Here is a 25,635-nt window from a genome sequence, read left to right as displayed (position 1 = left end):
CCCTGAGATCAGCGGCCGCGCGGCGCGCCGAACAGCCGCGACAACAGCCAGATCGGAATCACGATGACGGCGCCGAGCAGGAAGTAGCGCCAGGCCCAGTTGATCGCGTCGAAGCCGAAATCCCAGATGCTCTGGAACAGCCTGCGGATGCTGTTGAGGATGTTCCATGGATCGAGGCCGATCGCGGCGAGCACGACACCGACCAGAATCGACAGCAGAATCAACCGGAACGCCACAGAGAGCGGCGATCCGCCGAGAAAGCGGTACAGGCCGTCACTCCGGCCGGCCGGCAAGTCCCGGATGTCGTTTGGCATTGCTGTCTCCAATAGCGTTTTCGCGCGAAGTGGGCACCGGTTCGCGTGAAGAAAACGCGTCAAAACAAAACCTAGACCTCGGTTCCGATTCCATCAGAACCGAGGTCTAACGGAATCGCCCGCATTATAGGTCACGGCGGTGCACATGGGAAACCCGCGCACCGCGATCAATGGCTGTCATGCGCGCTTGGGATTTAACTTCCTGTCATGGAGATTAACATCCGTTCAAGCGTCTCCAGCCGGTCGGCTTCGCGCGGCGGCTTGTCCCAGCGCAGGCGGCTGATCCGGGGGAAGCGCATTGCGACGCCGGACTTGTGACGCGGCGAGCGCTGCAAGCCCTCGAAGGCGACCTCCAGCACCAGCCCCTGATCCGGCTCATGCACGACATGCCGCACCGGGCCGAACTTCTCGGTGGTGTTGCGGCGGACGAAGCGGTCGATCTGCAACAGCTCCTCGTCGGTGAAGCCGAAATAGGCCTTGCCGACCGGCACCAGCTCGTCGCCATCATCGCCATGGGTCCAGACCCCGAACGTATAGTCGGAGTAATAGGACGAGCGCTTGCCGTGGCCGCGCTGGGCATACATCAGCACCGCGTCGATGATGTGCGGATCGCGCTTCCACTTCCACCACGGACCTTTCGGCCGTCCAGGCAGATAGGGCGCGTCGCGCCGCTTCAGCATCACGCCTTCGACCGCGTCGGCATCGTCGCCGGCGCCGGCGCTCTTGGGATCGGCACGCGCCGCGGCTAGCTCTTCCCAGCTCGCGAACGGGACGGTCGGCGACAGATCGATGCGCGGATCATTCAGCTTGGCGACGAAGGCTTCGAGATGCGTGCGGCGTTCGGTGAAGGGCAGCTCGCGCAGATCGTTCTCGTCGTCGCCGAGCAGGTCGTAGGCGCGCAGGTGGATCGGAAATTCCTTGATCAGCTTCGGCGAAACGACCTTGCGGTTCAGCCGCTGTTGCAACACGTTGAAGGTCTGCACGCGGCCGTCGCGCAGCACCAGCAACTCGCCGTCGATCGCGCCGGGCAGATACAGCGACGGCACCAGATCCGGAAAGCTGCCGGTGATATCCTCGCCGGTGCGCGAATAGAGCCGCGCCTGGACGTGGCCGCGCGCATCGCGGCCGGACACCGCCTGCACCCGGATGCCGTCCCATTTCCATTCCGCGCTGAAATCGGCGGCGTCGAGGTTGGCGAAATCGCCATCCTCGATCGCATGCGCCAGCATCACCGGGCGGAACGGCGCAGGGTCGCGGTTGACCGGTTTGTCTCCGCGGCCCTCGAGCCAGGCGAATAGGTCGAGATAGGGCGGCGACAGGCCCGGCCACAGCAGCTCGATCTCGTGCGGGTCTTTGTCGCCGAGCGCCGCCGCCGCGGTCTTCGCCAGCCGCGCCGAGATCCCGATCCGCATCGCGCCGGTGACGAGCTTCAAGAGCGCCCAGCGCCCGGTCTCGTCGAGCTCGTCCAGCCAGCGCGCCAGCTGCGCCGGCAGCTCGGCCTTGCCGAGCGTGCGCAGCGTGATGACGACATCAGTCAGCGTCGGGGGAGGCGGGTTGTTGTGGCCCGGCAGCTCCGCCTTCGGCCACATCAGCGCGACCGTCTCCGAGAGGTCGCCGACGTAATCATAGGAGTAGCCGAACAGCACCGGGTCGGCGCGTTCGGTGATCAGGTCGCGGATCAGGCCGGGCTTGGCGTGCTTGAACGACAGCGCGCCGGTCAGCGCCGCCAGCGCGTAGCCGCGGTCGGGGTCCTCGGTCTCGCGGAAATAGGCGACCAGCAGCTTGATCTTGTTGTTGCGGCCGGGCTCGTAGGCGAGGCGGTCGAGCAGCTCGGCAAAACGGTTCATGTTTCCGCCTCGCCGGCGAGCTGGGCCTCGCCGGTCAGTGCGGCCGTCTCGCCTTCATCCTCGTCGCCATAGCCGACCAGATCGAGCGGCCGCGCGGCAAGGCCTTTGGTCTTGCACCAATGCACCAGCGCATCTTCCTGGCCGTGGGTGACCCAGATCTCGCCGGCGCCGGTCGCCGCGATCGTCGCCGTCAGCCCATCCCAGTCCGCATGATCTGATATCACCAGCGGCAGCTCGACGCCGCCCTGCCGGGCCCGGGCGCGCACGCGCATCCAGCCCGAGGCGAATGCGGTGACTGGATCGGGAAAGCGGCGCGTCCAGACATCGGATGTCGCGCTTGGCGGCGCCAGCGTGATGGTGCCGGCAAGCTCGGCTTTCTTCATGCCGCGCGCGGGCCGGAGCTCGCCGAGCGCAATGCCGCGCTCCTGATAGTAATAAGTGATCTTCTCCATCGCGCCATGCAGGTAGATCGGCGCGTCGTAGCCGGCCTCGCGCAGCAGCGCGATCACGCGCTGCGCCTTGCCGAGCGAATAGGCGCCGACCAGATGCGCGCGCTCCGGGAACAGTTTGACCGAGGCCAGCAGCTTGTTTACTTCGCCGGCGGCATCGCCATGGCGGAACACCGGCAATCCAAACGTCGCCTCTGATATGAAGACGTCGCAGGGCACCAGCTCGAACGGCGCGCAGGTCGGGTCGCGCGCATCCTTGTAGTCGCCGGAGGCGACGATGCGGGTGTCCTTGCAGGTCACCGATATCTGGGCGGAGCCCAGCACGTGGCCAGCGGGATGAAACGTCACCGCGACGTCGCCGAGCCTGATCTCCTCGCCATAGGCGATCGCCTGCGTCGAGCCGGCGAAATTCTCGCCATAGCGCAGCCGCATCATGTCGAGCGTTTCCTGGGTCGCGAGCACCGCGCCGTGACCCGCCCGCGCATGGTCGGAATGGCCATGGGTGATCAGTGCCCGCTCGACCGGCCTGACAGGATCGATGTGGAAGCCGCCGGGCTTGCAGCAAAGCCCGGCCGGGACGGGCATCAGGATGTCTTGCGGGCGCATCGTCCCTATATAGGCGCTCGATCTGCGATGTTTAGCCGGATCCGCGGGCTTGACCCGTGCATCCATCTCCGGAAAAAGTCCGTGCTTTGATGGATGGCCGGACCCGGCCGAGATTGGTTCCTTAAAGCGAATGGCCCCCCGCCTGTTTCTGTCCTCCGGCGACCTCGTCGCTGACCGCCGCTACGAGTTCGCGCGCGACCTGCAATTGAAGGGCGATCTGCCGGCCGCCGCCGAGCTGCTCGAACAGGCGATCGAGCTCGTGCCGAAATTCCCGTCGGCCTGGTACACGCTGGGCAAGATCCGCCTGGAGCTCGGTCAGCGCGATGCCGCGATCGCAGCGTTCCGCGGCGCGCGCGACGCCGATCCCGAAGACCGTCATGGCGCCGGCCTTCGTCTGATGCAGCTCGGCGTCGAGGCCGTCAGCGCGATGCCGCCGGGCTATGTCCAGACGCTGTTCGATCAATATGCGCCGCGCTTCGAGGCCGCGCTGGTCGGCGATCTCGGCTATCGCGGCCCGGCACTGCTGTTCAAGGCGGTGCTGTCGGTGCGTGCGGGCGCAAAGAAACCGGCCTTCTTCAAGCGTGCGATCGATCTCGGCTGCGGCACCGGGCTGGCGGCCGGCGCATTCGCCCGGCATGTCGATCGCTTCATCGGCATCGACCTGTCGCCGCGCATGATCGACAAGGCGCGCGCCACCGGCCTCTATGCCGAGCTCGAGGTCGACGACATGTTGAAGGCCGTTTCGGCCAAACGCGAGGCCAGCGCCGAATTGATCCTGGCCGCCGATGCAATGGTCTATGTCGCCGATCTCGCGCCGGTGCTCGCCGAGGCCAGCCGCGTCCTGGTGGCGGGCGGCGTGCTCGCCTTCACGGCCGAGACCCATGACGGCGAAGGCGTCATCATCGGCGAGGGACTGCGCTACGCCCACAGTGCAGCTTACGTGCGCGACTCCGTCGCTGCCGCGGGGCTGACGCTGGCCCAGCTCGACGATCTCTCGGCGCGCAATGAAGACAATATCCCGGCACCCGGACTCGTCGCCGTCGCGGTCAAGCCGTGACCGCTTCGCCTTCTCCCACAAGGGGAGAAGGGAAGAGTCATTCACGTTACGCACCCAAACTTGAGTCTACACGCTACGCATTTGCCGCGACGCGGCATTGCGCCGCAAAGTCATGACTTCGCGCTTGCCCGGCGCAGGGCGGAATGCGAGAGAGCTTTTCGTCTCAGGGAGAGAAATAATGAAAAAACATACACGGCGCGAGTTCGGCGCCACTGCATTGTCCGTGATCGCCGCGTCCGTGCTGCCCGCGCCTTTCGTCCGGGCCGCCGACAAGAAGTACGATCCGGGTGCGAGCGACACCGAGATCAAGCTCGGCCAGACCGTGCCGCATTCCGGCCCCGGCTCGCTCTATGGTGTGCTCGGCCGCGTCGGCGAAGCCTATTTCCAGATGCTGAACGACAAGGGCGGCATCAACGGCCGCAAGGTGAAATTCCTCACCATGGACGACGCCTACAGCGCGCCGAAATGCGTCGAGGCGACGCGCCGTCTGGTCGAGCAGGAGGAGGTGCTGGCGCTGTATGGCTCGCTCGGCACCGCGCCGCAGACCTCCGTGCACAAATATCTCAATTCCAAGGGCGTGCCGCAGCTTCTGCTCAACACCGGCGCCTCGAAGTGGAACGACCCGAAGAATTTCAAATGGACCATGGCGGGCCTGCCGCTCTATCCGACCGAGGCACGCGTTCTCGCCAAGCACGTCGTCAGCGTGAAGCCGAACGCCAAGGTCGGCATCCTCTACCAGAACGATGATTTCGGCCGCGACTTCCTCGGGCCGTTCAAGAAGGTGCTGGCCGATGCCGGCGGCAAGGCACAGGTGATCATGGAGCAGACCTACGATCTCACCGATCCGACGGTCGATTCGCAGCTCATCAATCTCTCGAAGTCGGGCGCCGACGTCTTCTACAACATCACCACCGGCAAGGCGACGTCGCAGTCGATCCGCAAGGTGACCGAGCTCGGCTGGAAGCCGCTGCAATTGCTGTCGGCGGGCTCGACCGGTCGCTCGATCCTGAGCGCCGCTGGCCTCGAGAACGCCAAGGACATCGTCGCGATCCGCTACAACAAGGAAGTCGGCGTGCCGCGCTACGAGAAGGATCCGGACGTGATCGCGTTCGAGGAGCTGCGCAAGAAGTACCTGCCGAACATCGACCCCGATAACACCATCGCCTTCGCGGGCTACGGCCAGGCGGCGACGATGGGCGAAATCCTGCGCCGCTGCGGCGACGATCTGACCCGCGCCAACGTGCTGAAGCACGCCACGACGCTCGCCGGCTTCCACTCGCCCTATTTCCTTGAAGGCATCAATTACAGCTACACGCCCGACGACTACACGCCGATGAAGACGCTCTATGTCTCGATCTTCAACGGCAAGGATTGGGACCTCTCCGGCCAGCCGATGACAGAGTAGTTGGGTAAGCCTCGCTCTCTCGTCCCCCTCGCCCCGCTCTTGCGGGGAGAGGGCGGGGTGAGGGGCTTCCCTCCGCGAGGCGGTGCGAGTTGTAAGACCTGTACCCCCTCACCCGGAAATTCAAGCTGCGCTTGAATTCCGACCTCTCCCCGCAGGCGGGGCGAGGTGACATCCAGGCGCTTCGCAGCGCACGGAGCGCGCTGGTAGTCCTGCCACCTGCCGCCATTTCCGCTCCGCCCTCGACGAAGCCGCCTGAACCACCTACCTCTTGGGCGTGTCGACGCTCGATCTCTTTTCCGTTCCGCCGTCGGAAACGGCCGATCTCCTGCCGCGCCGGTTTCGCGACTGGTTTGCCTCACGCGGCTGGTCGCCGCGCGAGCATCAGCTCGCGCTGCTGGCGAAAGCGCGCGAGCAGCGCTCGGCGCTGCTGATCGCGCCCACCGGAGCGGGCAAGACGCTGGCGGGGTTCTTGCCGACACTGGTGGAGTTGAGTGGAGAGGGGCAGGGCAAGAACTCTTACCTCCCCCTGAAAGGGGGAGGTCGGCACGCTCGGGGGCGCACTAGCGCAACCGAGCGCGACGGGTGGGGGTCAGCCGCGGGCACGGAGCGAGCGGCTGACCCCCACCCCAACCCTCCCCCTTTCAGGGGGAGGGAGCCCGACGATCTCGCAAGCGACGAAATTGAATCGAAGACGGTTCGCCCAGCCCTTATCTCCACCGGCCGCGGTGTTCGCCGCAGCGGCGGGCTGCACACGCTTTACATCTCGCCGCTGAAAGCGCTCGCGGTCGATATCGCGCGCAATCTGGAGACGCCGGTCGCCGAGATGGGGCTGCCGATCAGGATCGAGACCCGCACCGGCGACACGCCGGTGTCGCGGCGGCAGCGGCAGCGGCGCTATCCGCCGGACATCCTGCTCACCACGCCGGAGCAGCTGGCGCTGCTGCTGGCATCCGACGACGCGCCGTTCCTGTTCTCTTCGCTGAAGCGCATCGTGCTCGACGAGCTGCATGCGCTCGTCACCTCCAAGCGCGGCGATCTATTGTCGCTCGGACTTGCGCGGCTCTGGACCATCGCGCCGCAGATCCGCGCCATCGGCCTCTCGGCGACGGTCGCCGAGCCGGAGCAGCTCGCGCGCTTCCTGGTGCCGCAGCCCGGTGGCCAGAATGCATCCGCCGACGTCGTCACCGCCGGCGGCGCCGCACCGCCGGTGGTCGAGATGCTCGACACCAGGGAGCGGCTGCCGTGGTCCGGCCACAGCGCGCGCCATGCGCTGCCCGAGGTCTACGAGCTGATCAAGCGCAACAAGACCACGCTGGTGTTCGTCAACACCCGCAGCCAGGCCGAGATGCTGTTCCAGGATCTCTGGCGCATGAATGACGACGGGCTGGCGATCGCGTTGCATCACGGCTCGCTCGACGTCGCGCAGCGCCGCAAGGTCGAGGACGCGATGGCCGCCGGAAAACTGCGCGGCGTGGTCTGCACCTCCTCGCTCGATCTCGGTGTCGACTGGGGCGATGTCGATCTCGTCATCAATATCGGCGCGCCGAAAGGTTCGTCGCGGCTGATGCAGCGGATCGGCCGCGCCAACCACCGCTTCGACGAGGCCTCGCGCGCCGTGCTGGTGCCGGCCAACCGCTTCGAGGTGCTGGAATGCCGTGTCGCGATCGACGCGATCGCCGAGAATGCGCAGGACACGCCGCCGCTGCGCTCGGGCGCGCTCGACGTGCTGGCCCAGCACGTGCTCGGCTGCGCCTGCGGCAAGCCGTTTCTGTCCGATGAACTCTATGATGAGGTCCGGACCGCAGCGCCCTATGCATCGCTCGCACGCACCGATTTCGACGATGTCGTCGATTTCGTCGCCACCGGCGGCTACGCACTGAAGACCTATGAGCGTTTCGCGCGCATCAAGCAGGACAAGCAGGGCCGCTGGCGCGTCACCAATCCCAAGGTGCGGCAGAGCTATCGTCTCAACGTCGGCACCATTGTCGAGGAGACCATGCTGAAGGTGCGGCTGGTGCGCTCGCGCGCCGGCGGTAGCGGATCGACCGGCGCGATCGCGCGCGGCGGCCGGATGCTCGGCGAGATCGAGGAGGTCTTCATCGAGGGCCTCGTGCCCGGCGACACTTTTGTCTTTGGCGGTGAGGTGGTGCGCTACGAGGCCTTGGTTGAAGACCAGGTCTATGTCTCCCGCACCAATGATAAAGATGCAAAAGTGCCGTCCTATATGGGCGGCAAGTTCCCGCTCTCGACCTATCTCGCCGAACGCGTCCGCAAGCTGCTCGACAACAGCCGGGCCTGGAACGCGCTGCCGGACCAGGTGCACGACTGGCTGTCGCTGCAGCGAAAATTCTCGCGTGTGCCGGCGGTGCGCGAGCTATTGGTCGAGACCTTTCCGCGCGGCGGCAGCCATTATCTGGTCTGCTATCCCTTCGAGGGCCGGCTCGCGCATCAGACGCTCGGCATGCTGCTGACCCGCCGGCTGGAGCGCGCCCGCGCCCGTCCGCTCGGCTTCGTCGCCAACGAGTATGCGCTTGCGGTCTGGGGCGTCGGCGATCTCTCCTTCATGATCCGGCACGGCAAGCTCGATCTCAACGCGCTGTTCGATCCCGACATGCTCGGCGATGACCTCGAGGCGTGGCTTGCGGAATCGGCGCTGATGAAGCGCACCTTCCGCAACTGCGCCATCATCTCCGGCCTGATCGCGCGACGCTTCACCGACGAGGAGAAGTCGCGCCGCCAGGTGCTGTTCTCGACCGACCTGATCTACGACGTGCTGCGCAAGCACCAGGCCGACCATGTGCTGCTGCGCGCCGCGCGCGGCGATGCCGCCACGGGATTGCTCGATCTTCGCCGTCTCAGCGACATGCTTTCGCGCATCCACGGCCGAATCACCCACAAGGACCTCGACCACGTTTCTCCGCTTGCCGTCCCCGCGCTGCTGGAAATCGGCCGCGAGTCAGTTTATGGCGAAGCATCCGACGAGCTCCTGGCCGAGGCGGCCGAGGAACTCGTGCGGGAGGCGACGACGTAACGCTGGTATTCTGGGGAACAGGACGTGACGGCAAGCGCGCTAGCTTTGCGAGACGGTGACGACATGCGCGTTTCGAGGGTCACGGTGGCCGATGTCGGCTTCGTGGCGGATTTCTCCGGCGCGCTGTTCTGGGAAGCGCAGCGCCTGCTCGTGGTCTCCGACCTGCATCTGGAAAAAGGCTCGAGCTTCGCCAGCCGCGGCGTGCTGCTGCCGCCCTACGACACGGTCGCGACACTGAGCCGGCTCGCCGCTGTCGTCGCGCGGCACGATCCGCGGCAGGTGATCGCGCTCGGCGACAGCTTTCACGATCGCGATGCGCATGAACGCCTGTCCAATCCGGACCGCGAGGCGCTCGCGGCGTTGCAGCTGCGGCGCAACTGGATCTGGATCTCGGGCAATCACGATCCGGCGCTGCCGTCCGATCTCGGCGGCGTGGTCGCGACCGAAGTCGCGATCGGTCCGATCGTGTTCCGCCATGAGCCGACCGGCGCCGCCGGCGAGATCGCCGGACACCTGCACCCCAAGGCGCGGGTGCCGACCCGTGGCCGCTCGATCGAGCGCCGCTGCTTCGCCTGTGACGGCGAGCGCGCGGTGATGCCGGCGTTCGGCGCCTACACCGGCGGCCTGAGCATCCGCGATGGCGCGTTCACACGGATCTTCGGATCGCCCGGCTTCATGGCCCATGTGCTCGGCGACAACCGCGTCCACGCGTTCGTCGCGTCGCGGTGTTATTGAGGATCGCGGGCGCCTGCCACAGACTCAGTGTCGTCCCGGGCAAGCGAAGCGCGACCCGGGACCCATAACCACCGCTCTTCGAGATTGCGCAAAGCTGTGGCCCCAGCGCGGCATCACTACTGCATGCGGTGGTTATGGGTCCCTGCTTTCGTGTTTCGCAGGGACGACAGCAGAGATTGTTGCGCGACCTCGACCTAAGCCGCCTTCGCCTGCACGCTTTCGCAATACTCCGCGAGCCTGTCCGCCAGCCGGAGTGTCGCCGGGCTGGCTTCGGGGGCGGCGACGAGGGCGACCTCGGTGCGGTCGATCGGCGCAAAGCCGTCCTTTGCGGTCAGCACGCGATGCTCCGCCTGGATCGACATTTCCGACAGGATGCTGAGCCCGAGGCCCGCGGCGACCGCGGCCTGGATGCCGGCGAGGCTGGAGGAGGTGTAGGCCATATGCCAGTTGCGGCCGGCGCTCTCCAGCGCATGGATGGCGCGGGCGCGGTAGAGACAGCCCGAGGCGAAACCGATCAGCGGAACCGAGCCGGCCGTCGTATCGCGTGGGTGGCTCTTGCTGGTGACCCAGTGCACGCGTTCAGGCCAGACCGCGATGCCGCCCTTCTCATTGGCGGCGCGCTTGATCAGCGCGAGATCGAGATCGCCGCGTTCGAGATCGCGGTACAGGAACAGGCTCTGGCCGGAGCGCACGTCGAGCCGCAAGGTCGGATGACTGCGCGCGAAGGTGGCGAGCAGCTTTGTCAGCCGATAGGCGGCAAAATCCTCGGTGATGCCGATCCGGATCGCGCCTTCGCTGCCGGGCCGCGAGAGCACGTCGCGGGCCTCCTCGGCGAGTGACAATAGCCGCCGCGCATAGGTCAATAGCCGCTCGCCGGCTTCCGTCGGGGTGACATCCTTGCCGCTGCGGATCAACAGCGGCTGGCCGACATCCTCCTCCAGGCGCTTGATCTGCTGGCTCACCGTCGACTGCGTGCGGTGGACGCGCTCTCCGGCGCGGGTGAAGCCGCCGGCATCGACCACCGAGACGAAACTGCGCAACAGCTCCAGGTCGAGCATCGCAGCCTCCATTTATAAATCCACTGTACGCTAGTCTATCATTTAATTTCCAAATATCAAGGCGCAGGCCTAGATCATGGCCGAAGGAGAATTCGCCCATGTCCGCCGCTACCTCGATGGCCGCCCCCCGCGCCCGCTTCAACACCCTGCCGCTGCTGATTGCCCTGTTCTGCCTGCTCTGGAGCTACGCGTTCGTGGCCGGCAAAATCGGCGTCACCGACTGCCCGCCGCTGATCCTGCTCGCCGCGCGGTTTTCGCTCGCCGGGGTTCTGATCCTCACCATCTCATGGCTGCGCCGCGACCAATGGGATCTCACCTGGCGCGATGCGGCGGTGTTCGCCGTGCTCGGCGTCGCCAACAACGCGCTCTATCTCGGCCTCGGCTATACCGGCCTGAAGACGGTCTCCGCCGGACTTGGCGCGCTGATCGTCTCGGCCAATCCGGTGTTCACCGCCATGCTGGCAGCGCTGTTCCTCGGTGAGAGCATGACCTTGCGCAAGGTGATCGGTCTCGTGCTCGGCATCGTCGGCGTCGCCTTCATCGTCTGGCATCGCATGTCGGTCGGATCGGACAGCCCGCATGGCATCTTGTTCACGCTGGCCTCGCTCGCCTCGATCGTCGCCGGCACCGTGCTGTTCAAGCTGCTGGCACCGAAGGGCAGCCTGTGGATCGGCAACGGCATCCAGAACATGGCCGGCGGCCTTGCGGTGATGCCGTTCGCCTTCACGCTCTCCAGTGTCAGCGACATCGTGCCCAGCATGCGGCTTGCCGGCGCCTTCACCTTCCTCGTGCTCGGCGGCTCGATCCTTGCCTATCTGCTCTGGTTTCATCTCCTGAAAGTGTGTGGTGCGACCGCCGCAAGCGCCTATCACTTCCTGATGCCGCCGCTCGGCATGCTGTTCGCCTATCTCGTGCTCGGCGAGCATGTCGAATTTCGCGACCTGCTCGGGATCGTTCCGGTGGCGCTCGGCATTTACCTGGTGACCCGCCCCGCAGCCGCGCCCAACAGGAGTATGACGTGAGCATCACCATCACGCTGATCGGAGGTCCCACCGCCCTGATCGAGATCGACGGGTTCCGCCTGCTCACCGATCCGACCTTCGATGCGCCCGGCGAGTATCAATTGCCGCATGTGAAACTGGAGAAGCTGACGGGCCCCGCGCTCGGCGCGCGCGATGTCGGCGCGATCGATGCGGTGCTGCTGAGCCACGACCAGCATTCCGACAATCTCGACCATACCGGCCGGGATTTCCTTAAAGAGGCGAAGCGCGTGCTGACGACGGAGGCCGGCGCCAGGCGGCTCGGCGGCAACGCCGAGGGCTTTGCGCGCTGGGCCTCGACCGAGTTGCAGAAGGGCGGCCGGACCCTCACCATCACAGCGACGCCGGCGCGGCACGGACCGGCGGGGATCGAGCCGTTGTCCGGCGACGTCATCGGCTTCGTCGTCGAACCGGCAAAACCGGGCCGTCCGGTCTATGTCAGCGGCGACACCACCTGGTTCGACGGCGTCGCCGAGGTTGCGCGGCGCTTCGACTGCGGCGTGGTGCTGCCGTTCGCCGGCGCGGCGCAAACCCGCGGCCCCTTCCATCTCACCATGGACACCAATGACGCGATCGAAACCGCGCGCGCCTTTGCGGACGCGGTGATCGTGCCGGTTCATACCGACGGCTGGGCGCATTTCCGGCAGAGCGCGAGCGACCTGCGCGCGAGCTTCGATACGCTCGGCTTCGGCCGCCGTCTGCGCATCCTCGAGCCCGGCATCGCCACGGTCATCGAGCCGTAGGTTTCGTCCCAGGAACCTTGCCGGTATCCGGCTCGTTGTCAGACGGCTGGAACCGGACATGACGCGGCAAGGGACGATCCCACCACACGACAAACATGACGATGCGCCGGCGGCGAAGCCTCGGCGCCAGCCGTTCAGTTTCAGCCGCGTCCTGAAGACGCTCGGACCCGGGCTGATCACCGGCGCTTCCGACGACGACCCTTCGGGGATCGGCACCTACAGCCAGGCCAGCGCGCAACTCGGCTACGGCATTGGCTGGACCATGCTGCTGACGTTTCCGCTGATGAGCGCGATCCAGGAGATCTCGGCGCGGGTCGGCCGCGTCACCGGGCATGGCATCGCGGGCAATGTATGCCGGCATTATCCAGGCTGGCTGCTCGCCGTCGCGGTGACGCTGCTGTCGATTGCCAACACCATCAACATCGCGGCCGACCTCTCGGCCATGGCCGATGCGGCAAAGCTCCTGATCGGCGGTCCGGCCATCCTCTATGTGGTGCTGTTCGGCGTGACCTCGGTGGCCGCGCAGATCTTCATGAACTACCGGCGCTACGTCGCGATCCTGAAATGGCTGACGCTCAGCCTGTTCGCCTATGTCGCGGCGCTCGCCTTTGCCAAGGTGTCGTGGATGGATGCCCTGGCCGGCGTGCTGCTGCCGCGCATCAGCTGGAGCGCCGACTATTTCACGACCATCGTTGCGATCCTCGGCACCACGATCTCGCCCTATCTGTTCTTCTGGCAGGCCTCGCAGGAGGCGGAGGAGCAGCGGGTCGACGCCACCAAGCATCCGCTGATCGAACGGCATTACGGCGCCCGGCACGAATTCTCGCGCATCCGCGCCGATACCATCACCGGCATGGCGTTTTCGAACCTGATCGCATTGTCGATCATCGTCACCGCCGCCGCATCGCTGCACGCCGCCGGCAAGACCGATATCCAGACCTCGGCGCAGGCCGCCGAGGCGCTGCGCCCGATCGCCGGGCCGTTTGCCGAGGTGATCTTTGCGCTCGGCATCGTAGGCACCGGCCTTCTGGCGATCCCGGTGCTCGCGGGTGCGACGGCTTATGCGGTCGGCGAGGGCCGGCGATGGCGGGTCGGGCTGACGCGCAGGCCGAAGGAGGCGATCGCGTTCTATTCGGTGCTGGCGCTGTCGGGCGGCATCGGCATCGCGCTCAACTTCACGCCGATCGATCCGATCTCGGCGTTGTACTGGAGTGCGGTCGTCAACGGCGTGCTCGCGGTGCCGGTGATGGTGCTGCTGATGTTCATGACCCGCCGCCGGGACATCATGGACCGCTTTGTGGTCCGCGGATGGCTGTACTGGCTCGGCTGGCTCTCGACCGGCGCGATGGCGCTCAGCGTGATCGCGATGGGGATCGGCTTCCTGCTGTAGCTTGTTCGAACTCCTCAACCCTCGCCGAACAGCGAGCTATCGATCTTGGTCGTCGATTTGACCTTTCGCAGGATGATCGTCGTGCGGTAGCTCGCGACGTCGCTATCCGGATGCATAAGGCGGTCGAGGATGAAGGATTGATAGCGCGCGAGGTCCGAGGACACGATCCGTAGCGAGTAATCCCAATCGCCGGCAATCATGCAACATTCGACGACCTCCGGAAGGTCGATCACCTTCCGCTCGAAGCGCGTGAAGGATTCCCTGTTCTGTTGCTTGAGACGGACCTCGACGATCACGTCGAATCCGAGTCCAACCCGCGTCGGGTCCACCAGCGCCACATAGGAATTGATGACGCCGGCCTCTTCGAGCGTGCGAACGCGTCGCATGCAGGGGGCGGACGAGAGGCCGATCCGCTCGGCCAGCTCGAGATTCGTGATGCGCCCCTCGACCTGCAGCACGTCGAGGATTTTTCGGTCGATCTCGTCAATCACGATCGCGGTTCCCATTTCTTTCGCATTCTCCATCTTTTGCGCAATTGTTTGCAGAAGAAGGGCTGAAATGCATCTCAAATCGCAATGTCATTGCCCTCGCGCGCGCATAAGATGTGGTGCGAGGGTTCTTTGATCGCTGCAACCGAGCAGCAAGGAGCGGGCATGGCCGGAAATGACGACAAATCCTTTTGGGATCGCGCGCGGCGTCACCTCATTCGCTATGGCGGGACGTTCGCTCCCGTGATCATCGAGCGTGCCTCCGGGTCCTTCGTCTATGACGCCGACGGCCGGGCCATCCTGGATTTCACGTCCGGGCAGATGAGCGCCGTGCTCGGTCACGGTCACCCGGAGATCGTCCAGACCATCAGCGAGCATGTCGAACGGCTCGACCATCTCTTCAGCGGCATGCTGACGCGCCCGGTCGTCGCGCTGGCCGAACAGCTCGCGGGCCTGCTGCCGCCGGGGCTTGATCGCGTCATGCTGCTGAGCACCGGCGGCGAGTCGAATGAAGCTGCGATCAAGATGGCCAAGCTCGCCACCGGCGGCTTCGAGACCGTCGCGTTCGCGCAGTCCTGGCACGGAATGACGTCTGGCGCGGCCGGAACGACCTATTCGGCCGGCCGCAAGGGTTATGGTCCGGCGCCGGTCGGCTCGCTCGCGATTCCGACGCCGAACCCCTATCGCCCGCGCTTCGGCAATGCGGCCGATTGGCGGGCCGAGCTGGCCTACGCCTTCGATCTGATCGATCGCCAATCGACCGGCTCGCTCGCCTGCATGATCGCCGAGCCGATCCTCAGCTCCGGCGGCCTGATCGATCTTCCCGAAGGCTACTTTGCCGAGTTGAAGGAGCTGTGCCGGGCCCGCGGCATGCTGCTGATCGTCGACGAGGCACAGACCGGCCTTGGCCGAACCGGCGCCATGTTCGCTTTCGAGCGCGACGGTGTCGTGCCTGATATCCTGACCTTGTCGAAGACGCTCGGTGCCGGGCTGCCTCTGGCTGCGGTCATCACCTCCGCCGAGATCGAAGAGCGGTGTCACGAACGCGGTTTCCTGTTCTACACGACGCATGTGTCGGACCCGATGCCGGCCGCGGTCGGGCTGAAGGTCATCGAGATCATCCTTCGCGACAGATTGGTCGAGCGCGCCAGGATAGCGGGCGCGCGGCTGAGGGACGGGCTCCTCGCACTTCAGAACCGGTTCGAATGCATCGGTGACGTGCGCGGCAGGGGGCTGATGCAGGGCATCGAGATCGTGCGCGACCGTTACAGCAAGGAGCCTGACGAAGCGCTCGGAACGCGTGTCTCTCAGCGCTGCATGCAGCTTGGACTGAGCACCAACATCGTTCAGTTGCCCGGCATGGGCAGCGTATTCCGCATCGCCCCGCCGCTGACGATCAGCGACGACGAGATCGATCTTGGCCTCTCGATCCTCAGCAACGCGTTCGAAAGCGCATTGCAAAGCAGGGCTGGCTAGATCAATCCTTGCGGAACACGATCGAGGCCATCCAGCCGGTCATCAGCGCCATGAACGCGGTGATCAGGCCGTAGACAAGGCCGTTATGCCGCGCGGTGGTGGCGACGAATTGCTCGAAGCCGACCTTGACGATCTCGAACGCGGTCTCGGCCTTGGTCACCAGCGCGCCGTCGGAAAACAGCTTGATCTCGACATTATAGGTGCCGATCGGCACCTCCGCCGGCAGCGGAATGCCTGTGCGGAACAGGGTCGGGGTCAGGAAGGTCACCGCCGAGGTCGCCTCACGGTACAGCCCGTGCTCGGAGCGCAGCCGCACGAAGGCGCTGCGGAACGGGTCGTTCGGCACCACGTCGGCATAGTCGGGCCCGACCCGCTGCATCAGCAGCACGTTGTTGAGCCCGAGCTGCTGCCGCCGCTGCACCTCGGGCGAGGCGATCTGGTCGAACGGGCGATTCGAGAACAGCGCGAGATAGCCCGGCACCTGCAGGAACTGGCGCGAGTCGGTGTTGATCCAGATGCCGAATTTGCGCTCCTTGCGCCGCGTGACCATGTCGGCGCGCGGGCCGGACACCGTGACGACGAGATCGTAATTGTTGCGATTGGCCGGCGCCTTGTCGTCCTTCTCGACCGAGCCGAACAGCACGAGCTCGCCGCCGGAATAGTTCGGCGTCACCGTGACGCGGTGGTTGGAGACCGACACGATCAGCCGCTCGGCATGAGCGGGCGCGGCCGCCAGGCCGGCGGCGGCGAAGCCGATGATCGCGAGCGCCGCGCGCAGCCTCATGGCGGGGCTCCGCCGGTTTCGCGGATGCTGTAGAGGTCCTGCGGCCGGATCACCAGTTCCACCGCAAAGCGGATGCCGACCGCGAGCACCAGCAGGCCGAGCAGCAGGCGCAGATGCTCGCCGCGGATCTTCTGGCCGGCGCGGGCGCCGAACTGCGCGCCGGTGACGCCGCCAACCATCAGGATCAGCGCCAGCACGGCGTCGACCAGATGGTTGGTCACCGCGTGCAGCATGGTTGCGAACACCATGGTGACGAGGGTGAGCACCATCGAGGTGCCGATCACGGTCGAGGTCGGCACCCGCAGCACATAGATCATCAGCGGCACCAGGATGAAGCCGCCACCGATTCCCATCACGGCGCCGATGAAGCCGATCGCGAGTCCGACCACAACGACCGGGATGACGGAGAGATAGATCTTGGAGCGCTTGAAGCGCAGCTTCAGGGGCAGGCCGTGGATCCAGCCATGGCTGCCGGGCTTGCGCAGCGCGATCGGACCGCCGCGGCGGACGCGCAGCATCGCGCGCAAACCTTCCCAGAACATCAGCCCACCGACCGTCGTCAGCAGGATGACGTAGGACAGCGCGATCATCAGGTCGAGCTGGCCGAGCGAGCGCAGGAAGGTGAAGGTCCACACCCCGAACGTGGTGCCGAGCGTGCCTCCGACCAGCAGCACCGCCGCCAGCAGCGGATCGATCGCGCGTCTGCGCCAATAGGAAATGGCACCGGAGAACGAGGAGGCCGCGATATGGCTGGCGACGGAGGCGACCGCGACAGCGGGCGCGATGCCGACGAAGATCAGCAGCGGCGTCATCAGGAAGCCGCCGCCGATGCCGAACATGCCGGAGACGAATCCAACCGCCGCGCCCATCGCCAGGATGAGGAAGACATTGACCGGAATGTCGGCGATCGGGAGGTAGAGCTGCACGCGCGTCGCTTCTTGTCGGTTCGCCGCGAGTTCGGCACAAGGCCGCATCACGGCGTGATGTCGTTCTGGTCGGGCATTCTCCGGCTGAACGAATCCGGTCGGCGCGCAAGACGCAGGCGAACGCGGGTCGATTGCCGCGTTCTTGCATAACTGAAATCGGCGGGGGGAGGGACTAAAGAATCCGCTCCCGGGGGCATTTTTCGCCGCACCTGGCCGCCGTCTGCGGACGTGGTTGATAATTCAGATTAATGACGCCTGTGTCGCCTCACGGCCGATCGACCGGCTTGGTGATCAGGTTCAGCGCGAGCGCTTCTTTCGGGTTCAGCCAGCGGATATCGGAGGTTTGCGACATCGCCTCGACGATCCCGGAAGAGACGCCCATCTTGGTCATGTAGCCCAGCACCATGCCCTGGATGCGTTGGGCCTCGGCGAGGGGATCGCTGACGGGCGTGCTCGTCGTGAAGCGATGCACGCCGAGTCGCGAGCCCGCGATGCCATAGCGGGTCTGGCCGCCGGCATAGACCAGGACGCAGGCGCTGGCGCAGGACGCGGGGCGGAGCTTGCCCGAGGCGCCGGCGGTGGCGACCGCGGTGACCAGCCCGTGCGTGCGGATGACCTCGCCCATGATGGCGGCCTGGTTCAGCGCACCGCCCGGCGACGACAGCAGCACGACGTCGCCCGGTGCGAGACGCGCCTCGCTGAGCCGGTCGCGGAACCAGCTCGCGCTGGCCGAGCCGATCTTGCCGCTGATCGCAAGCGCCCGCCGGCCGCGGCCCGATCCGTCGATGTCGACGTCGGGAATCACCGCGGACGTCATGCTGGCCGCGATGTAAGTCTCGCGCCAGAAGTCCCAGGCGCCCGGCGTCGACAGGTCCCGGTAAGCCTGGATGGCGACGCTCGACAACAGCAGCACGAAGATGATGATGGACCAGAGCGAGAACCGGAACGCGCGAGGCGGCGATGCCGCGTTCCCTTGCGGCGTCGGCGGAGGCGGGGCTGAGGGGCGCCGGGCAAATGGAGACGGCGCCTGCCGCGGCGGCGCCACGCGGGGACCGGTCGGCGAGGAACGGTGGCCCGTTCCATCATCCTGGCGATCATCGACAGACAAGCCTGACCCTCCGGAACGTGCGCCGACGGCGCGGAACTGCGCGCCTGTCTACACGGCCGAAGGCCGGAGGTATAGGACAGCGGCACCGTCAAGGCGCCGCAGCCGTCTCGAACCTAGTGAGCCGGAGCGGCGAGCGCCGCGGTCCGCTTCGAGGGCTGCTTGACCGGCTTCGCCGCTGCGGGCTGCGCGGCCGCGCCGTCCCAGCCGCCGGCGGGCGCCGGGACGTTGACCGCATCGCTCGGCTGCGGCTCGGCGGTGAAAGTCTGGATCGCCAGCTTCGCTGCGGCCAGCGACTGCGGGTCGAGCCGCTTGGCAATATCGTCGCGCTTGTGGCCGGCGTCGGCGTCGCCCTGTGCGGCCGCGAGGCTGAACCACTTGAAGGACTCGGCGAGGTTCTGTTCGACACCGATGCCGCGGGCATAGAGGATGCCGAGATTGACCTGGCTGTCGGCAACACCGCGATCGGCCGCCTTGCGGAACCACTGCGCGGCGCTCTTGTAGTCGGCGCCCTTGCCGCCGCCATCGGCGTCGAGCACGGCGAGATTGTGCATCGCCTTGGCGTTGCCGCGCTCGGCGGCCTGCACGTAATAGCGTCGCGCCACATCGAAGTCGCGCTTCACGCTGAGGCCCTTCTCGTAGAAGGTGCCGAGCCGGAACATCGCGGGCACCACGCCGGCCTGCGCCGCGCGGGCATACCATTTGGCGGCTTCGTCGACATTGGCGGTCACGCCCTTGCCCTCGGCAAAGCGGACGCCGACCTCATAGGCCGCGGCCGCATCGCCCTTGATCGCGGCGCTGCGCAGCGCCGGACCACCGATCGCATCGGGCAGCTTCTCGCCCGCGGGGATCTGGACCATGGCGAGCTTGCCGCCGAGCGGCGGTGCGGTCGGAATCGTGCCGGTGACGTCGTTGGCAGCGGCCGTTGGTACCGCGGTCGGCTCAGGCGCGGCGGCCGGTGCGGGCGCGATTGCCGGCGGTAACGTCACCTGCGCGCTGTCGAGCGTGTTCGGCGCCGGAGTATTGTTGGACTGGCGGCCGAGCGGGGTCGGCGAGGTCATCGATGGCCCGGGCACTGACGACCCGGGCAGGCCGGACGGCGCAGCCGGGGCGGGGGCTGCGGAATTCTCGGCAGGCGGCTGCATGGGCGGCGTGGCCGGCTCGCTGTGCTCGATCGCCGGCACCTGCGGCGCGGAGCTGGTGTCGAGCAGGTTCATCGCCATCTTGGCGGTCGAGAGCAGGATCACGACCACGCTCGCGCCGACCAGCAGCGAACGGATCTTGGAGGTGATGGTCGAGGGCTGCGCCTCCGGCGCGCCAGTCGCCGTCGCGCCGGCCGCGGCCGTGCCGGCCTTGGCGGCAGCCGCCTTCGCGGCCTTGTCGGCCTTCTCCTTGGCCTTGGCTGCAGCCTTGCTCGCGGCGCGCGCCGCCTTCTCGTTGACGGGTTGCGCGGCAGCGGCCTGCGCGGCGCGGCGTGCGGCGGCGATGAAGCTCGATGTCGAGACCGGCTCCTTCTTGCCGGCGGGAAGATCAGAGATCGCGCGCTCGGAATCCGCGATCCGCTCCGACGGCGAAGCGACGCGGCCGGAGGGGCGTGTGCCCGGTTCGAGCGGATGATCCGGTGGCAGGTCCGGCGCGATCGCGGCGCGTGCGGACGCCGCATGCGGCTCGAGGATCTCGCTGATCGCGCGCGGCGGCAGCGGCGGCGGCGCGCTCTCGACCGGCTGCGCGGCATGGAATTCGCGCGGCGCGGACATGAAGTGCTCCTGCGCCAGCGCAGGATTGGGCAATTCGGGCCTGTACGATTCAGGCTTGTACGCTTCAGCTTTGGGCTGCGCGATCGGCTGCGACATCGCCGCGCGCGGCATCTCCATCCGCGGAGCTTCCATCCGCGGTTCGGCCGGCGCGGGAGCAGGCGGCGCGGTGCGCACCGTACGCAGATCGTTCTCGATCATCGCGAGACGATCGACGACATGGCCGAGCGTGTTGTGAACGGTCTCCAGCGAATCCTGGGTGCGGCGGTCGGTCTCCGACTGGCTGAAGCGGATGTCGGACAGCTCGCGCTTCACCATGTCGACGATGCCGCTGTCCATCATCGGCTGCGGCGAGGAGGTGTTGACGTTGCGGGCGGCGTCGGCGAGCGAGGCGATGTGGGCGTGCTGCGCCTCGAGGTGCCGCATGATGTCATGCAGCGCTTCCTCGACCCGGCCGAGATTGCCGGAGCGCTGGTCGGCGGACTCCAGGCGCTCGAGCAGATACGAGACGCGCTGCTCGAGATGGGTGAATGCCGACGAACTGTCGTTGCCGACCTGCAGGCGGTCGATCCGCTCCGACAGCGAGCGCAGGGCGCCTTCGATGGCATCGGTGTTGTCATAGCCGGCCGGCCGCTCGCGGGTCTCCAGCGTCGAGGCCAATGCGGCAATGCGTTGCTCGATCCCGGCGAAGGCATCGCCATGGCTCTCGGCGCGCGACATCTGCGACAGCTGGTCGACCTTCGCGGCCAGCGCATGCACGTCCCCGGAGAGCTGCAGCAGCGCGTCGTTGGAGGCGACGTTGGAGACGATGGCGCGCAGCGCGGCGATCGCGCTCTCGAGCTGATGCACCGTCGACGGATCGTCGTTGGCGCGCAGGATCATGTCGAGCTTGGCGCCGAGATTGCGGATCGCCTCGTCGTAGCCGGTGAGCTGCTCGGCGGGCGTCAGCGTGCGCAGCGACTCGCGGATTTCCGACAGCGCGCGTTCGATGCCGGCGATCGCCTGGCCCTGGCCGTTGCGGCCCTCCTGGCGGAGCTCGTCGATCCGGTGATGCAGCGAGCGGATCTCGTTCTCGATCGACTCGATCGCCCGGCGCGGCATCGCCTCGGTGATCGCCTGGCGGATTTCCGCAAGCTCGCCGCGGAAGGCCGCGATCGACTGCTCAATATGGTCGGGCCGCTGCAGCGCCTCGATCTGGCTCGTGATCTTGAGCAGCTGACGCTCGAGCGAGGAGAAGTCGGGCCCGGCAGGCGGCGGTGGCGCATAGGCGGCCATCGGCGGCGTCGATTGCGGCATCGGCGGCGTGCCGCGCGGCGGCATCTGCCGTTGTGCCGATACGTCGAGCTCGTTCTGGCGCGCGGCGATCTCCGCGATCGCGAAATCGAACGAGGCCGGGCTCAGTGGCGGCGAGGGGCGATAGACCTGGGCTGCGGCGCGCTCGACCGCCTCCGCCTGGCGCAGCCTCTCCTCCAGTTGCCGGTCATGCATCTGCGGCTCGCGCTGCATCTGCGACTCACGCATCGGCTGTGGCTGCGGCTCGCGCGCCGCCTGCGGCCGCGAAATTTGCGACAGCCGGGCATCGAGGCGCGAAATCGCGTCGTTCAGCTGCCGCGCGACGGCGGGCTGGCCGCGCGGCACTTCGGCGCGCACCGCTTCGGCGCGCGTCAGAGGCTTTGCAATCTGTTCGATCTGCCGGGTGATGGCGTCGAGCCGCTGGTGGATATCGGCGACCTCGCGGCTTTCCCGGCTCGGCATCGGCTGCCGTTGCTCCATGCGCCAATCCGGCGGGCTCGGTTCACCGACGGTGGAGTTGAGCCAGTCGTTCAACGACATGCCGGCGCGGCGCGCAGCCGCCTCGGCCCTGTCGCGGACGGAGGGATCGATGCCGTCAACACTCCACGATACGCGCGAATTCATGATTCCGTCCGGTCCCGACTCCGGCGCTACACCCTGCGCCCGCAGCCTCCCCGCGCATTCCCGTTAAGAGACAATCGAATTCTGCGCCGGGCGTCTGCTTCAGCTGCTGACTTTTTCCCGTCACGGTAAATAACGGGTTAAGGAATGCGGCCGACGGGCGCTAAAGTTAGGGAATCCGGGAACCTGTTGCGCCGGATCAGGACAATGCCCTGCGGTGCTGCTCCTCTTCTCCTTCCCCCTGAAAGGGGGAAGGTCGGGATGGGGGTTTGCCGCACACACTGCTGCGTGTGGAGAGAGATGATCCCCACCCGCTTTGCTCTTCGAGCAAAGCGACCTCCCCTTTTCAAGGGGAGGTTGGAGATTTGTTTCTAGCCGTTGCTTTCGCGCTTGCCGTCGTCGAGCGGCAGCACATTGCTGCGGCCGGACATGGCCGAGAGCGCGTCGAGCGCCTCCTCGCACCATTCCACCACCATCCGCTCATGGCGCATGCCGAGGCGCAGACTGAGCATCTTGCCGACATCGGCCGGCGGCGCGGTGCCGTCGGGGAAGCGCTTGTTGAGCAGGCGCTCATAGCGCTCATAGCGGTCGCGGTGATGCTCCAGCCGCGCCATCAGGTCGTTGCGCAGCGGCTCGATATCGACGCAGTCGAGCGCATAGAGCCGGACCAGAAGGTCATCCTTGATCGAGGGCGGCACGCTCGGGCGCGCTGCCCAGTGCTTCAGCGCCGCGCGGCCTTCGGCGGTCAGGGTATAGACCAGCTTGTTGGGTTTGCCGGACTGCACCACCTCGCGGCCCTGGACATGGCCCTTGTCGCGCAGCCGCGAGAGCTCCCGGTAGATCTGCTGATGGTCGGCCTTCCAGAAGAAGCCGATCGACGCATCGAACGTCTTGGCGAGCTCATAGCCCGTCATCGGACGTTCCGTGAGGCAGGCAAGGATTGCGTCACCGAGTGCCAACGCCCACCTCCATCTCAGTTCCCCAAAAGGCCATTCTGAAGTTCGCTTGACTTTATGCGTTAGTGTGCATATGCGTCAATATGCATATGGTGATCGGCGTGCCGCCCTGTCGCGCGCGCCGATGTCCAGGCTTCTTAACCCCGCCGCAGGAGACGTCCGAATGAGCAAGCCGGGCCTCGACAAGTGGTACGCCTACATGAAGTCCCACGACACCGCCGCTCTGTGGGACCTGCTGCATCCCGACGCGGTGTTCGAAAGTCCGGTCGTGCACACGCCGCAGCGCGGCCGCGACATCACCTTCAAATATCTCACCAGCGCCGCCAAGGTGCTCGGCGGCCCGACCTTCAAGTATCTCGGCGAGTGGCGCAATGACACCGGCGCGGTGCTCGAATTCGAGAACGAGATCGACGGCATCAAGCTCAACGGCGTCGACATCATCACGTTCGATGGTGACGGCCGGATCACGCATTTCAAGGTGATGGTGCGTCCGCTCAAGGCGATCAACCTGCTGCATCGGATGATGGGCGAGGAGTTGATGAAGCAAAGCGGCGCAACGTCGCAATCACAGTCGCGATAGCATCTGCCGCGGACCTCCGGAACCGGATAAGGTCCGCTCCAACAACCCAAGGACACGCTGCGCAGCGTCCGTCGCATATGCGGCCACGAGCCAGCCGGGAGATCAGCATGCCAACCTACAAAGCCCCCGTCGAAGACGTCAGCTTCCTGCTCAACGACGTTTTCCAGATCGATCGCTACGGCAATCTTCCCGGCTTCACCGATGCCTCGGCCGATGTGCGCGAGGCGATCCTCGGCGAGGCCGCCAAGCTCAGCGAAGAGGTGTTGCAGCCGCTCAATCGCACAGGCGATCTCGAGGGCTGCAAGCGCAATGACGACGGCAGCGTCACCACGCCGAAGGGCTTCAAGGATGCCTTCAGGCAGGTCGCCGAAGGCGGCTGGCTCGGCCTCTCGGCGCCGACGGAATTCGGCGGCCAGGGCCTGCCGGTGACGCTCTCGCAGGCCGTCAACGAATTCCAGATCTCCGCCAACATGGCGTTCTCGATGTATGGAGGGCTGACGATGGGCGCGACCGCGGCGCTGCTGGTGCACGGCACCCCCGAGCAGAAGCAGACCTATGTGCCGAAGATGGTCGCCGGCCAGTGGACCGGCACCATGAACCTGACCGAGCCGCAGTGCGGCACCGATCTCGGCCTGCTCCGCACCAAGGCGGTGCGCCAGGCCGACGGCAGCTTCAAGATCACGGGCACCAAGATATTCATCTCCGCCGGCGAGCACGACCTCACTGAGAACATCATCCATCTCGTGCTGGCGCGCATCGAAGGCGCGCCGGCCGGCATCAAGGGCGTCTCGCTGTTCGTGGTGCCGAAGGTGCTGGTCAATGCCGACGGCTCGCTCGGGCAGCGCAACGGCGTCAGCTGCGGCTCGATCGAGCACAAGATGGGCATCCACGGCAATTCCACCTGTGTGATGAACTACGACAACGCCACCGGCTGGCTGATCGGCGAAGAGAACAAGGGCATGCAGGGCATGTTCGTGATGATGAACGAGGCTCGCCTCGGCGTCGCCGTGCAGGGCCTCGCGCAGTCCGAGGTCGCCTATCAGAACGCGGTCGCTTATGCCCGCGAGCGCCTGCAGGGTCGCTCGCTGACCGGCGTGAAGGAACCCGAGAAGCCGGCTGATCCGATCATCGTACATCCCGACGTGCGCCGCACGCTGCTCACCATCCGCGCCTTCAACGAGGCGGCGCGCGCCATGGTGGTATGGACCGCGCTGAAGAGCGACGTCGCGCACCGCTCCAACGACGCTGGGGATCGCCAGGCTGCCGACGATCACATGGGCCTGATGACGCCGGTGCTGAAGGGCGTCCTGACCGACACCGGGTTCGCCAACACGGTCTCGGCGCAGCAGATGTTCGGCGGCCATGGGTACATCGCCGAGCACGGCATGGAGCAGTTCGTGCGCGATGCGCGCATCGCGATGATCTATGAGGGCGCCAACGGCATCCAGGCGCTCGACCTGGTCGGCCGCAAGCTGCCGCGCGACGGCGGCCGTGCGGCGATGGCGTTCTTCGGCGAGGTCGGCGCTTTCGCCAAGGAGCATGGCGCCGACGAGGCGATGAAGCCGTTCATCACCCCGCTCTCCACCGCGCTCGGCCATCTGCAGCAGGCCACCGGCTGGCTGATGCAGAACGCGCTGGCCAAGCCCGACAATGCCGGCGCCGCCGCGACCGACTACATGAAATTGTTCGGCCTCGTCGCGCTCGGCTATATGTGGGCGAAGATGGCCAAGGTGGCGCAGGACAAGGCCGCCGCCGGCACCACGCCCTACCTCAACACCAAGCTTGTGACCGGCCGCTTCTTCATGGAGAAGCTGCTGCCGGAGACCGCCGTGCATCTGGCCCGGATCCAGAGCGGCAGCGCCACCACGATGGAATTGGCCGCGGAAGCGTTCTGACGCGTTTTCCAGCGAAGTGGAGACCGGTTCGCGTGAGGAAAACGCGTCAAACAAGAAAGCCCTGAAAATTGCCGCCGCACTG

General features: G+C 66.4%; 20 protein-coding genes. 10 read left to right on the top strand and 10 right to left on the bottom strand.

All coding sequences use genetic code 11. The features are described 5' to 3' along the window. Positions 1-8: 8 nt before the first annotated feature. The 3 genes from ACVIYL_RS05100 to ACVIYL_RS05090 form a co-directional block, all read right to left on the bottom strand. The gene (locus tag ACVIYL_RS05100) at positions 9-314 is read right to left on the bottom strand and encodes a DUF6460 domain-containing protein (RefSeq protein WP_028334595.1); all 306 of its coding nucleotides are present in this window, start codon (positions 312-314) and stop codon (positions 9-11) included. A 194-nt stretch (positions 315-508) separates the two neighbouring features. After that, positions 509-2,161, bottom strand: coding sequence for a cisplatin damage response ATP-dependent DNA ligase (locus ACVIYL_RS05095; RefSeq protein ID WP_456777903.1), 1,653 nt, complete (start codon positions 2,159-2,161; stop codon positions 509-511). Beyond that, entirely contained in the window at positions 2,158-3,216 is a 1,059-nt protein-coding gene (locus ACVIYL_RS05090; RefSeq protein WP_456777902.1) for a ligase-associated DNA damage response exonuclease, read from the bottom strand. Before ACVIYL_RS05090 ends, ACVIYL_RS05095 begins: the two co-directional genes overlap by 4 nt. A 130-nt stretch (positions 3,217-3,346) precedes the next feature. Here ACVIYL_RS05090 and ACVIYL_RS05085 point away from each other — a divergent pair, with 130 nt between their 5' ends. From ACVIYL_RS05085 to pdeM, 4 genes are all read left to right on the top strand, one after another. Beyond that, positions 3,347-4,273 (top strand): methyltransferase domain-containing protein, encoded by a 927-nt coding sequence (locus ACVIYL_RS05085; protein WP_456777901.1) that lies wholly within the window; start codon positions 3,347-3,349, stop codon positions 4,271-4,273. A gap of 178 nt (positions 4,274-4,451) precedes the next feature. Next, positions 4,452-5,678: an ABC transporter substrate-binding protein gene (locus tag ACVIYL_RS05080; protein WP_176937109.1), complete on the top strand. Its 1,227-nt coding sequence runs from the start codon at positions 4,452-4,454 to the stop codon at positions 5,676-5,678. Between the two features lie 274 nt (positions 5,679-5,952). Continuing rightward, the gene (locus ACVIYL_RS05075) at positions 5,953-8,709 is read left to right on the top strand and encodes a ligase-associated DNA damage response DEXH box helicase (protein WP_456781781.1); all 2,757 of its coding nucleotides are present in this window, start codon (positions 5,953-5,955) and stop codon (positions 8,707-8,709) included. Positions 8,710-8,772: 63 nt separating this feature from the next. Then, a complete protein-coding gene (pdeM, locus tag ACVIYL_RS05070; RefSeq protein WP_456777900.1) occupies positions 8,773-9,444 on the top strand; it encodes a ligase-associated DNA damage response endonuclease PdeM in 672 nt (223 codons plus the stop codon). Positions 9,445-9,638: 194 nt separating this feature from the next. Here the strand turns inward: pdeM and ACVIYL_RS05065 are convergent, their stop codons facing one another. Beyond that, positions 9,639-10,502, bottom strand: coding sequence for a LysR family transcriptional regulator (locus ACVIYL_RS05065; RefSeq protein WP_456777899.1), 864 nt, complete (start codon positions 10,500-10,502; stop codon positions 9,639-9,641). A gap of 98 nt (positions 10,503-10,600) precedes the next feature. Here ACVIYL_RS05065 and ACVIYL_RS05060 point away from each other — a divergent pair, with 98 nt between their 5' ends. Genes ACVIYL_RS05060 through ACVIYL_RS05050 form a run of 3 tightly spaced genes read left to right on the top strand, consistent with a single transcriptional unit; the run spans position 10,601 to position 13,675 of the window. Next, a complete protein-coding gene (locus ACVIYL_RS05060; RefSeq protein ID WP_456777898.1) occupies positions 10,601-11,524 on the top strand; it encodes a DMT family transporter in 924 nt (307 codons plus the stop codon). After that, complete coding sequence (locus ACVIYL_RS05055; RefSeq protein ID WP_456777897.1) at positions 11,521-12,285, top strand: MBL fold metallo-hydrolase; 765 nt, start codon at positions 11,521-11,523, stop codon at positions 12,283-12,285. Before ACVIYL_RS05060 ends, ACVIYL_RS05055 begins: the two co-directional genes overlap by 4 nt. A gap of 58 nt (positions 12,286-12,343) precedes the next feature. Next, entirely contained in the window at positions 12,344-13,675 is a 1,332-nt protein-coding gene (locus tag ACVIYL_RS05050) for an NRAMP family divalent metal transporter (protein ID WP_456777896.1), read from the top strand. A gap of 14 nt (positions 13,676-13,689) precedes the next feature. Here ACVIYL_RS05050 and ACVIYL_RS05045 read toward each other — a convergent pair whose 3' ends face one another. Then, entirely contained in the window at positions 13,690-14,181 is a 492-nt protein-coding gene (locus ACVIYL_RS05045; RefSeq protein WP_168858469.1) for an Lrp/AsnC family transcriptional regulator, read from the bottom strand. 147 nt (positions 14,182-14,328) lie between these two features. On the opposite strand from ACVIYL_RS05045, the gene ACVIYL_RS05040 reads away from it, so the two are divergent. Then, on the top strand, positions 14,329-15,639 hold the full coding sequence (locus tag ACVIYL_RS05040) for an aspartate aminotransferase family protein (protein ID WP_456777895.1): 1,311 nt from the start codon (positions 14,329-14,331) through the stop codon (positions 15,637-15,639). 1 nt (position 15,640) lies between these two features. On the opposite strand, the gene ACVIYL_RS05035 is transcribed toward ACVIYL_RS05040, so the two are convergent. From ACVIYL_RS05035 to ACVIYL_RS05015, 5 genes are all read right to left on the bottom strand, one after another. Beyond that, positions 15,641-16,423 (bottom strand): TIGR02186 family protein, encoded by a 783-nt coding sequence (locus ACVIYL_RS05035; protein ID WP_456777894.1) that lies wholly within the window; start codon positions 16,421-16,423, stop codon positions 15,641-15,643. Further along, the gene (locus tag ACVIYL_RS05030) at positions 16,420-17,349 is read right to left on the bottom strand and encodes a sulfite exporter TauE/SafE family protein (RefSeq protein ID WP_076832838.1); all 930 of its coding nucleotides are present in this window, start codon (positions 17,347-17,349) and stop codon (positions 16,420-16,422) included. Before ACVIYL_RS05030 ends, ACVIYL_RS05035 begins: the two co-directional genes overlap by 4 nt. 265 nt (positions 17,350-17,614) lie before the next feature. Then, positions 17,615-18,457 (bottom strand): hypothetical protein, encoded by an 843-nt coding sequence (locus ACVIYL_RS05025; RefSeq protein ID WP_456777893.1) that lies wholly within the window; start codon positions 18,455-18,457, stop codon positions 17,615-17,617. Between the two features lie 113 nt (positions 18,458-18,570). Further along, positions 18,571-22,125 carry a hypothetical protein gene (locus ACVIYL_RS05020; protein WP_456777892.1) on the bottom strand — a complete coding sequence of 1,185 codons (3,555 nt, stop codon included), beginning with the start codon at positions 22,123-22,125 and terminating at the stop codon, positions 18,571-18,573. A gap of 368 nt (positions 22,126-22,493) precedes the next feature. After that, positions 22,494-23,081, bottom strand: coding sequence for a PadR family transcriptional regulator (locus tag ACVIYL_RS05015; RefSeq protein WP_057016062.1), 588 nt, complete (start codon positions 23,079-23,081; stop codon positions 22,494-22,496). 160 nt (positions 23,082-23,241) lie between these two features. Between ACVIYL_RS05015 and ACVIYL_RS05010 the strand changes: the two genes are divergently transcribed. Both ACVIYL_RS05010 and ACVIYL_RS05005 read left to right on the top strand, forming a co-directional pair. After that, the gene (locus tag ACVIYL_RS05010; protein ID WP_229191371.1) at positions 23,242-23,658 is read left to right on the top strand and encodes a nuclear transport factor 2 family protein; all 417 of its coding nucleotides are present in this window, start codon (positions 23,242-23,244) and stop codon (positions 23,656-23,658) included. 107 nt (positions 23,659-23,765) lie between these two features. Continuing rightward, positions 23,766-25,553: an acyl-CoA dehydrogenase C-terminal domain-containing protein gene (locus tag ACVIYL_RS05005; protein WP_456777891.1), complete on the top strand. Its 1,788-nt coding sequence runs from the start codon at positions 23,766-23,768 to the stop codon at positions 25,551-25,553. The last annotated feature ends 82 nt before the right edge of the window (positions 25,554-25,635 follow it).

This window comes from Bradyrhizobium sp. USDA 3315, assembly GCF_054056795.1.
The sequence above is the reverse complement of the archived record's forward strand: the minus strand, read 5'-3'. Positions and strand labels throughout refer to the sequence as shown.

Bases quoted from the DNA above. Each gene is read 5' to 3' on its own strand.
- ACVIYL_RS05100 (WP_028334595.1), bottom strand. From the start codon at position 314: ATGCCAAACGACATCCGGGACTTGCCGGCCGGCCGGAGTGACGGCCTG.
- ACVIYL_RS05095 (WP_456777903.1), bottom strand. From the start codon at position 2,161: ATGAACCGTTTTGCCGAGCTGCTCGACCGCCTCGCCTACGAGCCCGGC.
- ACVIYL_RS05090 (WP_456777902.1), bottom strand. From the start codon at position 3,216: ATGCGCCCGCAAGACATCCTGATGCCCGTCCCGGCCGGGCTTTGCTGC.
- ACVIYL_RS05085 (WP_456777901.1), top strand. From the start codon at position 3,347: ATGGCCCCCCGCCTGTTTCTGTCCTCCGGCGACCTCGTCGCTGACCGC.
- ACVIYL_RS05080 (WP_176937109.1), top strand. From the start codon at position 4,452: ATGAAAAAACATACACGGCGCGAGTTCGGCGCCACTGCATTGTCCGTG.
- pdeM (WP_456777900.1), top strand. From the start codon at position 8,773: ATGCGCGTTTCGAGGGTCACGGTGGCCGATGTCGGCTTCGTGGCGGAT.
- ACVIYL_RS05065 (WP_456777899.1), bottom strand. From the start codon at position 10,502: ATGCTCGACCTGGAGCTGTTGCGCAGTTTCGTCTCGGTGGTCGATGCC.
- ACVIYL_RS05060 (WP_456777898.1), top strand. From the start codon at position 10,601: ATGTCCGCCGCTACCTCGATGGCCGCCCCCCGCGCCCGCTTCAACACC.
- ACVIYL_RS05050 (WP_456777896.1), top strand. From the start codon at position 12,344: ATGACGCGGCAAGGGACGATCCCACCACACGACAAACATGACGATGCG.
- ACVIYL_RS05045 (WP_168858469.1), bottom strand. From the start codon at position 14,181: ATGGGAACCGCGATCGTGATTGACGAGATCGACCGAAAAATCCTCGAC.
- ACVIYL_RS05040 (WP_456777895.1), top strand. From the start codon at position 14,329: ATGGCCGGAAATGACGACAAATCCTTTTGGGATCGCGCGCGGCGTCAC.
- ACVIYL_RS05035 (WP_456777894.1), bottom strand. From the start codon at position 16,423: ATGAGGCTGCGCGCGGCGCTCGCGATCATCGGCTTCGCCGCCGCCGGC.
- ACVIYL_RS05020 (WP_456777892.1), bottom strand. From the start codon at position 22,125: ATGAATTCGCGCGTATCGTGGAGTGTTGACGGCATCGATCCCTCCGTC.
- ACVIYL_RS05010 (WP_229191371.1), top strand. From the start codon at position 23,242: ATGAGCAAGCCGGGCCTCGACAAGTGGTACGCCTACATGAAGTCCCAC.
- ACVIYL_RS05005 (WP_456777891.1), top strand. From the start codon at position 23,766: ATGCCAACCTACAAAGCCCCCGTCGAAGACGTCAGCTTCCTGCTCAAC.